Source organism: Vibrio jasicida CAIM 1864 = LMG 25398, assembly GCF_000400365.1.
GTDB classification, from domain to species: Bacteria; Pseudomonadota; Gammaproteobacteria; order Enterobacterales; family Vibrionaceae; genus Vibrio; species Vibrio jasicida.
In genome coordinates this window covers 1-14,674 of record NZ_BAOG01000012.1, presented here as the reverse complement: position 1 = coordinate 14,674, position 14,674 = coordinate 1, and the positions used below count along the sequence as shown (strand labels likewise).

Genomic DNA, 14,674 nt, shown 5'->3' with positions numbered 1-14,674 from the left:
ATGCGGTCGTGGCGGAATTGGTAGACGCACCAGATTTAGGTTCTGGCGCCGCAAGGTGTGAGAGTTCAAGTCTCTCCGACCGCACCATGATTGAAAAACCCAGCATTAATTTGCTGGGTTTTTTCTTTTTTCCGATTCTGGACTCGGTAGATCTCTGATTTATCGAATTAAAAAAGCGAGCTCATGGCTCGCTTTTTTTCTATCTATTGCTTTTCTACCTGACGCATTGGGTATCCAGACTTACATACCCAATGCGTACTTCAATACTTGAGCTTTAATCGGCCCTGAGTTTTCCGCTAACTTTAATGCCGCATTACGAGCGAACTTCAGTGGCCCTAAATCATTACTAAAGCCTTTGTAGAACACATCCATGCCAGTTTGCATTAGCAAGTTATCTGGTCGACGAGCGCGCTCATACTTGGCGAGTAATGAATCATTAAGTTGCTCTTGCTGATCCGTCACTGAAAGCAGGACATCAACATCCTTGAAGCCAAGATTCACGCCTTGCCCAGCAAGTGGGTTAATTGTATGGGCAGAGTCGCCCACTAACACGCAATTCTTGTTTGAATAACTTTGAGCATGACGACGCGTCAGTGGGAATGAACCAAACTGTAAAACGTTGATATCGCCCAATTCAGCTGGGAAGTGACGTAAGATCTCTTCTTTTAGCTGGGGTTTGGCCATCGCACACAATTGCTTAATACGTTTTGGTGAGTCATACCAAACCAGCGAACCCTGCCCCACTTCTTTACCATCTTCAGTTAATGAGCATAGCGGCAAGAACGAACGTGGACCTGACGGAGTAAATTGCTGCCAAGTGATGTCTTGTTGAGGAAATTCGGTTTTCACGTTGATCAGCATGCAGTGTTGACGGTAATCCCACGCGGTTACGCCAATACCCGCCAATTGCCGAACTTTCGAGTTCGCGCCATCGGCACCAATCACCCAACTAGCCTCAAACTGCTCGCCACTTTCTAACGTTACACGGTTTACCTCGGCAAATTCGATGTCTTTCAATCGCTCTGGGCACATCACCGTTAAGTTGTCGTACTGTGCGAAAGCTTGCCAAAGACCAAGTTGGATTAGTCGGTTTTCAACGATATAGCCTAGCTGCTCCAATGACAGTTCATCAGAGTGAAAACGAGTACGGCACTCTGGGTGTTCCCACGTTTCCAAACGACGATAAGGACACACTCGCATGCTCTCAATTGCTGACCACGCATCTAATGAATCAAGTAACTTTACTGATTGGTGTGAGATTGCTGAAACACGAATATCCAAGGCTTGAGAAGCTTCAAAAGCCTTAGGTTCAGCACCTTCCACAACCACAACACTTCTGCCCTGCTTAGCAAACCCGACAGCCATCGCTGCACCGACCATGCCGCCACCGATTACGGCGATATCATACTTGTTCATTTTTTGCTCTTCATCGTATTGATTATTTGGCGTTTTTTAATTGTACGTTCCACGGCTATTTTTACAAAATTCTTTAATACAAAACCTTGCTTCGTATGGGGTAAAAATCTAGATTTCATCAGGGTTTGCAGAGAATTCGTCAGATCACTAGTCAGGTGCTTTTTAAAGCAGTACAATACGCCGCTTACCGCCGAGATGGCGGCTATAATTTGAGCAATAGCTCTCCGATTTAAGTACAACTGAACGAGCGAAAGTGAGATGAGTAAGAAACTGCTAATTAAAACCTGGGGCTGCCAGATGAACGAATACGATTCATCAAAAATGGCCGACCTGCTTAATGCTGCAAACGGCTATGAGCTGACCGAAGAGCCAGAGGAAGCAGACGTACTTCTACTTAACACCTGTTCGATCCGTGAAAAGGCGCAAGAGAAAGTTTTCCACCAGCTTGGTCGTTGGAAAACACTAAAAGATAAAAAACCTGGCGTGGTTATCGGCGTTGGTGGTTGTGTAGCAACTCAAGAAGGCGATCACATTCGTCAACGTGCTCCATACGTTGACGTAATTTTTGGTCCACAAACCCTTCACCGTCTTCCTGAGATGATTAAGCAATCTCAATCGGATGAAGCACCAGTCATGGACATTTCATTCCCAGAGATCGAAAAGTTCGACCGTCTACCAGAGCCTCGTGCTGAAGGTGCGACAGCGTTCGTTTCTATCATGGAAGGTTGTTCTAAGTACTGTACTTACTGTGTAGTACCGTACACTCGCGGTGAAGAAGTAAGCCGCCCAATGGATGACGTACTGTTCGAAATCGCACAACTAGCAGAACAAGGCGTCCGCGAAGTGAACCTACTGGGCCAAAACGTAAACGCGTACCGTGGCCCTATGCACGACGGTGAGATCTGTTCATTCGCAGAACTGCTTCGTTTGGTTGCGTCTATCGATGGTATTGATCGTATCCGCTTTACAACAAGCCATCCATTAGAGTTTACTGATGACATCATCGCAGTATACGAAGACACACCTGAGCTAGTAAGCTTCCTTCACCTACCAGTACAAAGTGGTAGTGACCGAGTGCTGACTATGATGAAACGTCCTCACACTGGCATCGAATACAAGTCGATCATCCGTAAGCTACGTAAAGCACGTCCTGATATCCAAATCAGTTCAGACTTTATCGTTGGTTTCCCTGGTGAAACAGACAAAGATTTCCAAGACACAATGAAGCTAATCAAAGACGTAGACTTTGACATGAGCTTCAGCTTTATCTTCTCTCCACGCCCTGGGACACCAGCGGCAGATTACCCTTGTGATCTATCAGAGCAAGTGAAGAAAGAGCGTCTATACGAGCTGCAACAAACCGTAAACACACAAGCAATGCGCTACTCTCGTCTAATGCTAGACACTGAGCAACGCGTTCTGGTTGAAGGTCCTTCTAAAAAGAACCTAATGGAGCTACGTGCTCGTACAGAAAACAACCGTGTAGTAAACTTTGAAGGTAGCGCAGACCTAATCGGTCAGTTCGTTGACGTGAAGATTACGGACGTATTTGCTAACTCACTACGTGGTGAACTAGTACGTACAGAAAAAGACATGGACCTTCGTAGTGTGATTTCACCAATGCAAATGATGGCGAAAACACGTCGCGAAGATGAGCTAGGTGTAGCTACTTTTACGCCATAAGCTCGTACAAATAGCCATTGAGAGCCTGGTCGTTGTCAGGCTCTCGTTAAGTGGCATAAAATGAGAGGCAACATTGAGCAATAAAATCGTAACGCTAGAAATCAATCTAGAACCTTCAGACAACCGCCGACTTGCAAGCCTGTGCGGTCCATTCGATGACAACATCAAGCATTTAGAACGTCGTTTAGGCGTTGAAATCAACCACCGTAGCGATCTTTTCACCATCGTGGGTAAACCTCATACCGCGGCAGCTGCGCTGGATATTCTCAAAACCCTATACGTAGAAACAGCACCCGTTCGTGGTGAAACTCCTGACATTGAGCCAGAACAGATCCATCTGGCAATCAAAGAATCAGGCGTGCTGGAACAGACGACAGAATCAACGTTCGAGCACGGCAAAGAAGTCTTCGTAAAAACCAAAAAAGGCGTGATCAAGCCGCGTACACCGAATCAAGGTCAATACTTGATGAACATGGTGACGCACGATATCACTTTCGGTATCGGTCCTGCGGGTACAGGTAAAACCTATCTCGCGGTTGCAGCAGCCGTTGACGCACTAGAGCGTCAAGAGATCCGTCGTATTCTATTAACTCGCCCTGCGGTTGAAGCAGGTGAGAAACTGGGCTTCCTACCTGGTGATTTGAGCCAGAAAGTCGACCCATACCTACGTCCTCTCTACGATGCCCTATTTGAAATGCTGGGTTTTGAGCGCGTAGAAAAGCTGATTGAACGTAACGTGATAGAGGTTGCGCCTCTTGCTTACATGCGTGGTCGTACTTTGAACGACGCTTTCATCATTCTTGATGAGAGTCAAAACACCACGGTTGAGCAAATGAAGATGTTCCTGACCCGTATCGGCTTCAACTCTCGTGCCGTTGTGACTGGTGACGTTACCCAGATTGACTTACCACGCGGTGCAAAATCAGGTCTTCGCCACGCAATTGAAGTACTGAGTGAAGTTGATGACATCAGCTTTAACTTCTTCCAAGCAGACGATGTCGTGCGCCACCCAGTAGTTGCTCGTATTGTTAATGCTTATGAGAAGTGGGAAGCGCAAGACCAAAAAGAGCGCAAAGAGTTTGAAAAACGCCGACGCGAAGAACGTGATGCTAAATTGCTAGAAGCAGCAAAAGCAGAGCTGAGTTCACAAGTCGCGGCGAGTAAGGAATAAACATGGCAATTGAACTTGATTTGCAACTGGCAGTCGAAAATGAAGAAGGTTTACCTTCTGAGCAAGATTTCCAATTGTGGCTAGATAAGACTATTCCTCTATTTCAGCCTCAAGCGGAACTGACGATTCGTATTGTCGACGAGCAAGAAAGTCACGAGCTAAACCACGAATACCGTGGTAAAGATAAGCCGACTAATGTGCTGTCTTTCCCATTCGAAGTACCACCTGGTATGGAAATGGATCTCCTTGGCGATTTGATAATCTGTCGCCAAGTAGTTGAAAAAGAGGCAATTGAGCAGAACAAGCCTCTACTAGCACATTGGGCGCATATGGTTGTACATGGCAGCTTGCATCTGCTAGGTTATGATCATATCGAGGATGATGAAGCTGAAGAGATGGAATCCCTCGAGACAGAAATCATGCAAGGCATGGGTTACGAAGACCCGTACATTGCTGAAAAAGAGTAACTTTGGTTGCTCGACAGGGAAAAGCGAACCACCTAGGTGCGACCTCGTGATCGCTTTTCTATGTGAGCTATCACACATCTGATAGCGTTACTTAATTGAGAAACAATGAACGAAGATAATTCTCCCTCTTCTAATGAAGGCAAGAAAGAAAAGGCAGAAGGTCCGAGTAGAAAGTCCTTCTTTGAACGTCTAGGTCAACTATTTCAAGGCGAACCAAAAGACCGCCAAGAGCTTGTGGATGTTATCCGCGACTCAGAAATCAACGACCTGATTGACCACGACACCCGCGACATGCTTGAAGGTGTTATGGAAATCTCTGAAATGCGCGTGCGTGACATCATGATCCCGCGTTCGCAAATGGTTACGGTTGAGCGCACAGACGATCTTGATACTTTGATCGCTCTAATTACTGATGCTCAACACTCTCGCTACCCTGTGATCAGCGAAGATAAAGACCATGTAGAAGGCATTCTATTAGCGAAGGACTTACTCAAATACTTGGGCTCAGGCAGTAACCCATTTGATATCGAAGAAGTAATTCGACAAGCAGTGGTTGTACCGGAAAGTAAACGTGTCGACCGCCTGCTAAAAGAATTCCGTGAAGAACGTTATCACATGGCGATTGTTGTCGACGAATTCGGTGGCGTTTCTGGTCTAGTAACAATCGAAGATATCCTTGAAGAAATCGTAGGAGATATTGAAGATGAGTTCGATGACGAAGAAGAAACCGATATCCGTAAGCTAAGCAAGCATACCTTTGCTGTCAGAGCTCTGACAACCATTGAAGAGTTTAATGAGACATTCGGTACCGACTTCAGCGATGAAGAAGTGGATACTGTAGGTGGTATGGTAATGACTGCCTTTGGTCACTTACCATCTCGTGGTGAGTTGGTCGAAATTGAAGGCTATAACTTCAAAGTCACCGCTGCCGATAACCGTCGTGTCATTCAACTCCAAGTGACGATTCCAGACGAAGAAACGCTGGTTGAAGCCACTCAAGAGTAACGCGATACCCTAACAACGGGAATATCAGAATAATATAATGATGAATGTACTCTTTCATCGCCTAAAGCGGCCCTTAGTGGCCGCTTTTGTTGGCGCTTCCACTACCCTAGCATTTGCCCCTTACCAGTTATGGCCTATTGCCATACTCAGCCCTGCTATCCTTCTTATTCTTCTTGCAAACCAATCACCTAAGCGTGCACTTTGGATCGGTTATGCATGGGGTTTAGGACAATTCGCCACGGGTGTAAGTTGGGTTTACGTCAGCATTGCTGGCTTTGGCGGTATGCCGCTGATTGCAAACGTCTTCCTAATGGGCCTACTGATCGCTTACCTGTCGGTTTACACCGGCCTGTTTGCTTGGCTCAGCAATAAGTTCTTCCCTGAGTTCACCATAAGCAAAGCCCTACTGGCAGCTCCAGCGTTATGGCTAGTTACTGATTGGCTGCGTGGCTGGGTGATGACAGGCTTTCCATGGTTGTGGCTGGGTTACAGCCAAATTGATGGCCCATTGGCCAGCTTCGCACCTATTGGTGGTGTTGAGCTCCTGACCTTATTCATACTAATGAGTGCTGGTTCTCTGGCTTACGCTTGGGTGCATAAGCAGTGGCTGATGGTCATCATCCCCGTGGTTTTGCTCAGCGCAGGTTTTGGCATCAGCCAATACGACTGGGTGACACCTCGTCCGGAAGACACAACTAAAGTCGCCTTAATCCAAGGTAATGTTGATCAGAATCTAAAATGGCTACCAAGCCAACGCTGGCCAACCATCATGAAGTATGCCGACTTAACGCGTGAAAACTGGGATGCCGACATCATCGTTTGGCCTGAGGCTGCGATTCCGGCATTTGAAATCGAAGTCCCGTCGTTCTTGAGAAACATCGATGCTGCGGCGAAAATGAATAACAGCGCGATCATCACCGGCGTGGTTAACCAAGGAGAAGACGGCCAGTTCTACAACAGCATTCTCTCACTGGGTGTGAATCCATACGGCGATTACAGCTTTGATTTAGACAAACGCTATCACAAGCATCACTTACTTCCATTTGGTGAATTTGTTCCATTTGAAGAGGTGTTACGTCCATTAGCGCCCTTCTTCAATTTACCGATGTCATCGTTCAGCCGTGGCGATTTCGTACAACCAAACATTGTGGCGAATGGTAAACATATGGACCCGGCTTTGTGCTACGAGATCATCTTTAGCGAACAAGTTCGTCAGAACGTCACAGACGATACTGACTTCATACTAACGCTATCAAATGATGCTTGGTTCGGTCACTCCATTGGTCCACTACAACATATGGAAATCGCACGCATGCGTGCATTGGAGCTTGGAAAACCGCTAATTCGTTCAACCAATAATGGTTTGACAGCTGTTACTGATCATAAAGGTAAGATCATCGAGCAAATCCCTCAGTTTGAGACAGCGGTATTGCGCGCAGAGTTGGTTCCGACAGACGGACAAACACCTTATCGCACCTTTGGTACTTGGCCATTATATATCTGGGCAGCACTGAGCCTTATATTGGCTTGGTGGTTACCAAGAAAACGCAAATAACATCAAAAAAAGAGGCTCTGGTAGCCTCTTTTTTATTGCGTTGTATTTTTTGACTGCATGTTATGGCTTGAGAGATTGGCGACTAAAACCAGTATGATTACACTTGATGCATGGAATTATGACCGTTGGATGGTTGTAAGTGGTTTTATGACCACATTCATCACAGACCAATGTCCCGAGCCCGATGACTTCGCCCGCTTCATACAAGCCTTGATGCTCTAAATCATCGAACAACTCAACCCACTCAACTTTAGTTTTATCGGTAATATCCAGTAAACCTTGCCAGATTGAATCGGCAATGGTGAGATAAAAAGGCCCGCTTTTTCCTTCCTCATAGCTGTCGGAGAACTCTTTTAAATCGGCTTTTACGTAAGCTGAAATTAGTGAGAGCTCATCTTTGGTCATGTCGTTAGCGGCATCCACGACTTTGCCCGACGTTTCGAATACTTTGTTAACTTCATCCGGACTGTGCTTCAAGGTTTCCATCACATCCTCGAGCATTTCCTCATAACCTGCTTTACGTTTAGGCATAACTGACCTCCATCTTTCCACTACCAAGCGTCACTTCTAGGCGCATGGGTACAGATTGGCTATTGTTGTGATCCCTAGCTTTAGGTATTCTATGACGATCTATTTAAGTCTGTTCTAACCGAACTCACAAATTCCAAGATAACCGGATACCATCGATGCAAGAACAATACAATCCACAAGACCTTGAACAAAAAGTTCAAAAGCACTGGGATGACAACAAGACCTTTGTTGTAAGTGAAGACCCAAACAAAGAAAAATTCTACTGTCTATCCATGTTCCCATACCCAAGTGGTCGACTGCACATGGGTCACGTGCGCAACTACACCATCGGTGACGTAGTATCTCGTTTCCAACGCCTACAAGGCAAAAACGTAATGCAACCAATCGGTTGGGATGCATTCGGTCTACCTGCGGAAAACGCGGCAGTAAAAAACAACACTGCACCGGCGCCTTGGACTTACGAAAACATTGAATACATGAAGAACCAACTTAAGCTTCTTGGCTTTGGTTACGACTGGAATCGTGAATTCGCAACCTGTACGCCAGAGTACTACCGTTGGGAACAAGAGTTCTTCACTAAGCTTTACGAGAAAGGTCTGGTTTACAAGAAGACCTCTTCTGTTAACTGGTGTCCAAACGATCAAACTGTTCTTGCAAACGAACAGGTTGAAGACGGCTGTTGCTGGCGTTGTGATACTCCGGTAGAACAAAAAGAAATTCCACAGTGGTTTATTAAGATCACTGAATACGCTCAAGAGCTACTAGACGACCTAGACAAACTTGAAGGTTGGCCAGAAATGGTTAAGACCATGCAGCGTAACTGGATCGGTCGTTCTGAAGGCGTGGAACTCAAGTTTGAAGTTAACGGTCAACAAGATTTAGAAGTTTACACCACACGTCCAGACACGCTAATGGGTGTGACTTACGTTGGTATCGCAGCAGGTCACCCTCTTGCGGCTATCGCAGCTCAGAACAACCCAGAGCTAGCGTCATTCATCGAAGAATGTAAAAACACCAAAGTAGCAGAAGCTGAGCTTGCGACAATGGAGAAAAAAGGTATGGCTACTGGCCTTACTGCTATTCACCCATTGAACGGTCGTGAAGTGCCAGTTTACGTAGCAAACTTCGTACTGATGGACTACGGCACAGGCGCAGTCATGGCGGTTCCTGCACACGACCAACGTGACTACGAATTTGCAACGAAATACGGCCTAGACATCGTTCCTGTCATCAAACCGGTTGATGGCAGCGAACTAGACGTATCTGAAGCGGCATACACAGAGAAAGGTGTACTGTTCGATTCAGGTGAATTCGACGGCCTTGAATTCCAAGCGGCGTTCGATGCAATCGCAGCGAAGCTAGAAGCAGAAGGCAAAGGCACTAAGACAGTTAACTTCCGTCTACGTGACTGGGGGGTATCTCGTCAACGTTACTGGGGTGCACCAATCCCTATGGTAACCACTGAAGACGGCGAAGTTCACCCAGTACCCGCTGACCAACTACCCGTTATTCTTCCAGAAGACGTGGTAATGGACGGCGTAACAAGCCCAATCAAAGCTGACAAAGAATGGGCGAAGACAACATTCAACGGCGAACCTGCTCTACGTGAGACAGATACGTTCGATACGTTCATGGAGTCTTCTTGGTACTACGCACGTTACTGTTCACCACAAGCTGACGACATCCTAGATCCAGAAAAAGCAAACTACTGGCTACCGGTAGACCAGTACATCGGTGGTATCGAGCACGCTTGTATGCACCTACTGTACTCTCGCTTCTTCCACAAACTGCTACGTGACGCAGGCTACGTAACGTCTGACGAACCGTTCAAGCAACTGCTGTGTCAAGGCATGGTACTGGCTGACGCGTTCTACTTCGAGAACGAAAAAGGCGGTAAAGAGTGGGTTGCCCCAACAGATGTTGCTGTTGAACGTGACGGTAAAGGTCGTATCACTTCGGCGAAAGACAATGAAGGCCGTGATGTAACGCACTCAGGCATGATCAAAATGTCTAAGTCGAAAAACAACGGTATCGACCCTCAAGAAATGGTAGACAAGTACGGTGCTGACACGGTACGTCTATTCATGATGTTTGCTTCACCAGCAGACATGACCCTTGAATGGCAAGAGTCTGGCGTAGAAGGCGCTAACCGCTTCCTGAAACGTGTTTGGAAACTGGTTCACGCTCACGCTTCAAAAGGTGCAGCTGAGTCAGTTGATGCAACTGCACTTTCTGGTGACCAAAAAGCTCTGCGTCGCGATGTTCATAAGACTATCGCAAAAGTGACTGACGATATCGCTCGTCGTCAAACATTCAACACAGCAATTGCAGCGATCATGGAACTGATGAACAAGCTTGCGAAAGCGCCTCAAGAATCTGTACAAGACCGTGCAATCCTTGATGAAGCACTTAAAGCTGTGGTTGCAATGCTTTACCCAATCACTCCGCACATCTCATACGAACTATGGGCAGCGCTAGGTGAGGCAGACATCGACAACGCGGCATGGCCAACGTTTGATGAGAAAGCTCTGGTTGAAGACGAGAAAACTATCGTTGTGATGATCAACGGTAAACTACGTGCGAAGCTAACCGTTGCTGCTGACGCTTCAGAAGAGCAAGTTCGTGAGCTTGGTCTAAACGACGAGAACGCGAAGAAGTTCCTAGATGGTCTAACTATCCGTAAAGTGATTTACGTACCAGGTAAACTATTGAACATCGTTGCAAACTAGCCGCTCGTTACCAACGAAATGCAGCTTGCAAGAACTCAACGTCGAGCGAACTGATTCGTTCGGCATGAGTTTTCTAACAGGGTGAGTCCTCACCCTGTTTATTTACCTCAAACCATTCACGATGAGTGGTTTCAGGTAAATAACCCCTTAAATTTAGGATGAATACAATCAATGCGCTTTTTCTCTTTGATTAAACTACCAGTGGTATTGGTATTAGCGGGGCTTCTTTCTGCCTGTGGTTTTCACCTTCGTGGCGAGTATTCCGTTCCGGAAGAACTGCACACCATGTCATTCACTAGCTATGATGAATACAGTCCTTTGACTCGATATGTACGAGCTCAACTTGAACTGAATAAAGTGGACTTGGTACAGCCTTCTGCTAACACACCAAACCTACACCTAATTGAAGCGACCATTGACGAACGTACGCTGTCGCTGTATCAAAACAGTCGTGCTGCAGAAAAAGAGCTGACCTATGTAGTGCAATACCGCGTTACAATTCCTGAGTTCGGTTCCAAAGCCTTCACGACAACAGTAAACCGTAACTATCTTGATAACCCACTCACTGCCCTAGCTAAGTCAGTAGAGCGCGACGTTATCGAAGATGAAATGCGTCAGCAAGCCGCAAGCCAAATGATGCGTCAGCTAGGTCGAGTTCGTGCAGAGTACGAACAAGGCCATATTACCCCTGATGCGACAAACACTAACGACAACAAAACTGACTCTTAATCAAAATGCGAATTTATGCCGATAAGCTGGCCGACCATTTAGCAAAACACGTAAAGCAGGTTTATCTAATTTTCGGTAATGAACCCTTATTGATTCAAGAAAGCCGACAAGCGATTCAGCACACCGCGCGCCAGCACGGTTTTGAAGAAAGACATCGCTTTGCTGTGGATGCGAGTCTAGATTGGAACCAAGTTTACGACTGTTTCCAAGCATTGAGTTTGTTTTCAAGCCGTCAGTTAATTGAATTAGAGTTACCAGAAGCCGGCGCAAACGCAGCGATCAGTAAAGAGCTAGTCAGCCTATGCGAAATGCTGCATGACGATATCATGTTAGTCGTCATTGGCAGCAAACTTACCAAAGCACAAGAAAACGCAAAATGGTTTAAAGCCCTGAGTGCAAAGGGTGATTGGGTGAGTTGCTTAACGCCCGATTTACAACGCTTACCCATGTTTGTGCAAACTCGCTGCCGTGCCCTTGGTCTAAAGGCGGACCAACAATCACTGCAAGTATTGGCACAATGGCATGAAGGTAATTTGTTTGCGCTCTCACAAAGCTTAGAGAAACTTGCTCTAATCTACCCAGATGGTGAGTTAACTGTGGTGCGATTGGAAGCAGCCTTAAGTCGCCATAACCACTTTACGACCTTCCACTGGATCGACGCTCTGTTAGCGGGTAAAGCCAATCGTGCACAACGTATACTGCGTCAATTAGAAGCGGAAGGCGTCGAAACCATCATTCTGATCCGCAGTGTACAGAAAGAGTTTAATCAACTGCTGAACATGCACCGCGACTTAACCCAAATGGGTATGATCCAGGTATTTGAAAAGCATCGTGTGTGGCAAAACAAACGCCCATTTTACAACGCAGCTTTGACACGTCTGTCAACAAGCCGCATTTGTGCGCTTTTATCTCTTTTGGCTCACGCCGAGATAAAAGCGAAAACCCAATATGAAGAATCTGTGTGGCCAACGATTCACCAATTGAGCTTAGAAACCTGTTCACCTGATATTAAGCTGGCAATTTAGAATTCAAAGCGTGATATAGTGCGCGGCCAGTTTTGATTAATATGATTCAAAACACCCACAGATTGAAAAGAAAACCGAGGAAAACCGAGTGCTTCGCGAAGAACTTAAAGACTTTTTAGCTGATAAAGCTGACGACATGAAAGCAGAAGAGATTGTAATTCTGAATGTAGAAGACAAATCTAGCGTGACAGATTACATGATCATTTGTACTGGCACCTCTAAACGTCACGTTTCATCTATTGCTGATCACGTCGCATCTGAAGTGAAGAAAGCTGGTCTAGAACCACTAGGTATGGAAGGCGAGAAAGAAGGTGAATGGGTTGTTCTCGATATGGGCGATGCCATGCTTCATGTCATGCAAGATGAACACCGTAACCTGTACCAGCTAGAAAAGCTTTGGGGTTAATCTTTTGAAAATTCAACTGATTGCTGTAGGCACTAAAATGCCCAAATGGGTCGAAGAGGGATTCCAAGAATACCGTCGTCGCTTCCCTCATGATATGCCACTTGAGTTGGTTGAGATCCCAGCAGGGAAACGTGGAAAAAATGCCGACATCGCACGTATTCTTCAAAAAGAAGGCGAAGCTATGTTGGCAGCGGTCCCAAAAGGCAACCGCATCGTGACATTGGATATCCCGGGCAAAAAGTGGGATACCCCACAACTGGCAGAACAGCTAGAAGCTTGGAAATTAGATGCTCGCGACGTTTCTATTTTAATTGGTGGCCCAGAAGGGCTTTCTCCTGCATGTAAAGCCGCCGCTGATCAAAGTTGGTCTTTGTCTGCATTGACCTTACCGCACCCACTTGTGCGTATTGTCATGGCGGAGAGTTTATACCGAGCGTGGAGCATTACTGCTAACCACCCTTATCACCGCGAATAATCGCTGCTTAGCCGTAGAGACAAGCGTTAATGATTCGTAAACGCCGCAGTCAAATCCGAGACTACCAAGCTGAAGCGCGCCTGTTTTCCAGTCGCGCTATTTTTGCTTTTTTGGGTATCGTCATTTTGATGGGGTTGCTGGTTGCTAACATGTACAACATACAGGTTAACCAGTTCCAAGATTACCAAACTCGCTCTAACGACAACCGCATCAAAGTCGTTCCAATCGCACCAAACCGTGGTCTTATTTACGACCGCAACGGTATTCTGCTAGCTGAAAACCGCCCTGTCTTCAACTTGGAGCTTACTCCAGAAAAAATCAAAGACATTGATGGCACCATCGAAGAGCTACAAACCATTCTTGAAATCACGCCAGAGCAAATTGAACGTTTCCAGCGTGAACGTAAACGTACACGTCGCTTTAAATCCGTACCACTACTGACTCAGTTAGATGAAAACCAAGTTGCTGTTTTCTCGGTAAACCAATACCGCTTTCCGGGTGTTGAAATCAGCGCAACATTGAAGCGTTACTACCCATTTAGTGAAGTACTGACCCACGTTATTGGCTACGTATCACGCATCAACGATCGTGACATGCAACGCCTAGTTCGTGAAGAAAAAGACGCGAACTACCAAGCCACTCGTGATATCGGCAAACTAGGTATTGAAAAATACTACGAAGATTTATTGCACGGTACCGCGGGTTACCAAGAAGTCGAAGTCAATAGCCGTGGCCGAGTAATTCGTACCTTAAAGTACGTCCCGCCGATTCCGGGTCAAGACATCGTGTTAAACCTCGACATTAACTTACAACTATACGTTCACCAATTATTAGATGGGCGTCGTGGTAGTGCGGTGGTTTTGGATCCTAAAGACAATGGTGTGCTCGCGATGGTTTCAAGCCCGAGCTACGATCCAAACTCCTTTGTCCACGGTATCTCAGGCAAAGCTTACCGAGCCCTCTTGAACGACAAAAACCGTCCACTTGTAAACCGAACTACGCTAGGTATTTACCCCCCAGCTTCCACCATTAAGCCATTTATGGCCGTTGCAGCTTTGGAAGAGGGTGTGGTAACACCAAAAACCACGCGTAATGACCCTGGCTACTGGCGCATTCCAAACTCCGATACTCGCCCATTCCGTGACTGGCTGCGTTGGGGCCATGGCCGCGTAGATATCATCAAGTCGATAGAAGAATCCGTTGATACTTTCTTCTATCAAGTCGCTTATGACATGGGTATCGACCGTATCTCGAATTGGATGATGATGTTTGGTTTTGGTGACTATACCGGTATCGATATTTACGAAGAAAGCAAAGCAAACATGCCAACGCGTGAATGGAAAATGGCTCGCCATAAAACCCCTTGGGACAAAGGCGATACGATTCCTGTTGGGATCGGGCAAGGTTACTGGACAGCAACACCAATGCAAATTGCCAAAGCAACATCGGTATTGGTCAACGAAGGCGCCGTAGCCGCGCCAC

At 46.4% G+C, this 14,674-nt stretch carries 13 protein-coding genes and 1 tRNA gene; 12 read left to right on the top strand and 2 right to left on the bottom strand.

Annotation, left to right across the window (positions count from 1 at the left end; all coding sequences use genetic code 11):
• The first annotated feature begins 2 nt into the window (after positions 1-2).
• Positions 3-87: transfer RNA gene (locus VJL_RS03630), tRNA-Leu, on the top strand.
• A gap of 153 nt (positions 88-240) precedes the next feature.
• On the opposite strand, the gene VJL_RS03625 is transcribed toward VJL_RS03630, so the two are convergent.
• Complete coding sequence (locus VJL_RS03625) at positions 241-1,416, bottom strand: 2-octaprenyl-3-methyl-6-methoxy-1,4-benzoquinol hydroxylase (RefSeq protein WP_038875834.1); 1,176 nt, start codon at positions 1,414-1,416, stop codon at positions 241-243.
• A 258-nt stretch (positions 1,417-1,674) separates the two neighbouring features.
• Between VJL_RS03625 and miaB the strand changes: the two genes are divergently transcribed.
• The 5 genes from miaB (at position 1,675) to lnt (ending at position 7,297) form a co-directional block, all read left to right on the top strand.
• Positions 1,675-3,099, top strand: a complete 1,425-nt coding sequence (miaB, locus tag VJL_RS03620) for a tRNA (N6-isopentenyl adenosine(37)-C2)-methylthiotransferase MiaB (protein ID WP_038873822.1) — start codon at positions 1,675-1,677, stop codon at positions 3,097-3,099.
• A 73-nt stretch (positions 3,100-3,172) separates the two neighbouring features.
• Positions 3,173-4,270 (top strand): PhoH family protein, encoded by a 1,098-nt coding sequence (locus tag VJL_RS03615; RefSeq protein ID WP_038873820.1) that lies wholly within the window; start codon positions 3,173-3,175, stop codon positions 4,268-4,270.
• A 2-nt stretch (positions 4,271-4,272) separates the two neighbouring features.
• Positions 4,273-4,737 (top strand): rRNA maturation RNase YbeY, encoded by a 465-nt coding sequence (ybeY, locus tag VJL_RS03610; protein ID WP_038875833.1) that lies wholly within the window; start codon positions 4,273-4,275, stop codon positions 4,735-4,737.
• A gap of 105 nt (positions 4,738-4,842) precedes the next feature.
• Complete coding sequence (gene corC / locus VJL_RS03605; RefSeq protein WP_038873816.1) at positions 4,843-5,742, top strand: CNNM family magnesium/cobalt transport protein CorC; 900 nt, start codon at positions 4,843-4,845, stop codon at positions 5,740-5,742.
• A 37-nt stretch (positions 5,743-5,779) separates the two neighbouring features.
• The gene (lnt, locus tag VJL_RS03600) at positions 5,780-7,297 is read left to right on the top strand and encodes an apolipoprotein N-acyltransferase (RefSeq protein ID WP_038875832.1); all 1,518 of its coding nucleotides are present in this window, start codon (positions 5,780-5,782) and stop codon (positions 7,295-7,297) included.
• Positions 7,298-7,357: 60 nt separating this feature from the next.
• Here the strand turns inward: lnt and VJL_RS03595 are convergent, their stop codons facing one another.
• On the bottom strand, positions 7,358-7,828 hold the full coding sequence (locus tag VJL_RS03595) for a zinc ribbon-containing protein (RefSeq protein ID WP_038873812.1): 471 nt from the start codon (positions 7,826-7,828) through the stop codon (positions 7,358-7,360).
• A 155-nt stretch (positions 7,829-7,983) separates the two neighbouring features.
• Between VJL_RS03595 and leuS the strand changes: the two genes are divergently transcribed.
• The 6 genes from leuS to mrdA form a co-directional block, all read left to right on the top strand.
• Positions 7,984-10,557 (top strand): leucine--tRNA ligase, encoded by a 2,574-nt coding sequence (gene leuS / locus VJL_RS03590; protein WP_038875830.1) that lies wholly within the window; start codon positions 7,984-7,986, stop codon positions 10,555-10,557.
• 171 nt (positions 10,558-10,728) lie between these two features.
• Positions 10,729-11,286, top strand: a complete 558-nt coding sequence (locus VJL_RS03585) for an LPS-assembly lipoprotein LptE (RefSeq protein ID WP_038873808.1) — start codon at positions 10,729-10,731, stop codon at positions 11,284-11,286.
• Positions 11,287-11,291: 5 nt separating this feature from the next.
• Entirely contained in the window at positions 11,292-12,311 is a 1,020-nt protein-coding gene (gene holA / locus VJL_RS03580) for a DNA polymerase III subunit delta (RefSeq protein WP_038873805.1), read from the top strand.
• Between the two features lie 88 nt (positions 12,312-12,399).
• Positions 12,400-12,717 (top strand): ribosome silencing factor, encoded by a 318-nt coding sequence (gene rsfS, locus VJL_RS03575; RefSeq protein ID WP_038875827.1) that lies wholly within the window; start codon positions 12,400-12,402, stop codon positions 12,715-12,717.
• Positions 12,718-12,721: 4 nt separating this feature from the next.
• The gene (rlmH, locus tag VJL_RS03570; RefSeq protein ID WP_038873801.1) at positions 12,722-13,192 is read left to right on the top strand and encodes a 23S rRNA (pseudouridine(1915)-N(3))-methyltransferase RlmH; all 471 of its coding nucleotides are present in this window, start codon (positions 12,722-12,724) and stop codon (positions 13,190-13,192) included.
• A 29-nt stretch (positions 13,193-13,221) separates the two neighbouring features.
• Positions 13,222-14,674: penicillin-binding protein 2 (gene mrdA / locus VJL_RS03565; protein ID WP_038875824.1), on the top strand; the 1,453-nt coding region annotated here is incomplete at its 3' end.

Excerpts from the sequence above, each read along its gene's own strand:
- holA (WP_038873805.1), top strand. The coding sequence starts at position 11,292 with ATGCGAATTTATGCCGATAAGCTGGCCGACCATTTAGCAAAACACGTA.
- VJL_RS03595 (WP_038873812.1), bottom strand. The coding sequence starts at position 7,828 with ATGCCTAAACGTAAAGCAGGTTATGAGGAAATGCTCGAGGATGTGATG.
- leuS (WP_038875830.1), top strand. The coding sequence starts at position 7,984 with ATGCAAGAACAATACAATCCACAAGACCTTGAACAAAAAGTTCAAAAG.
- lnt (WP_038875832.1), top strand. The coding sequence starts at position 5,780 with ATGATGAATGTACTCTTTCATCGCCTAAAGCGGCCCTTAGTGGCCGCT.
- ybeY (WP_038875833.1), top strand. The coding sequence starts at position 4,273 with ATGGCAATTGAACTTGATTTGCAACTGGCAGTCGAAAATGAAGAAGGT.
- VJL_RS03585 (WP_038873808.1), top strand. The coding sequence starts at position 10,729 with ATGCGCTTTTTCTCTTTGATTAAACTACCAGTGGTATTGGTATTAGCG.
- corC (WP_038873816.1), top strand. The coding sequence starts at position 4,843 with ATGAACGAAGATAATTCTCCCTCTTCTAATGAAGGCAAGAAAGAAAAG.
- miaB (WP_038873822.1), top strand. The coding sequence starts at position 1,675 with ATGAGTAAGAAACTGCTAATTAAAACCTGGGGCTGCCAGATGAACGAA.
- VJL_RS03625 (WP_038875834.1), bottom strand. The coding sequence starts at position 1,416 with ATGAACAAGTATGATATCGCCGTAATCGGTGGCGGCATGGTCGGTGCA.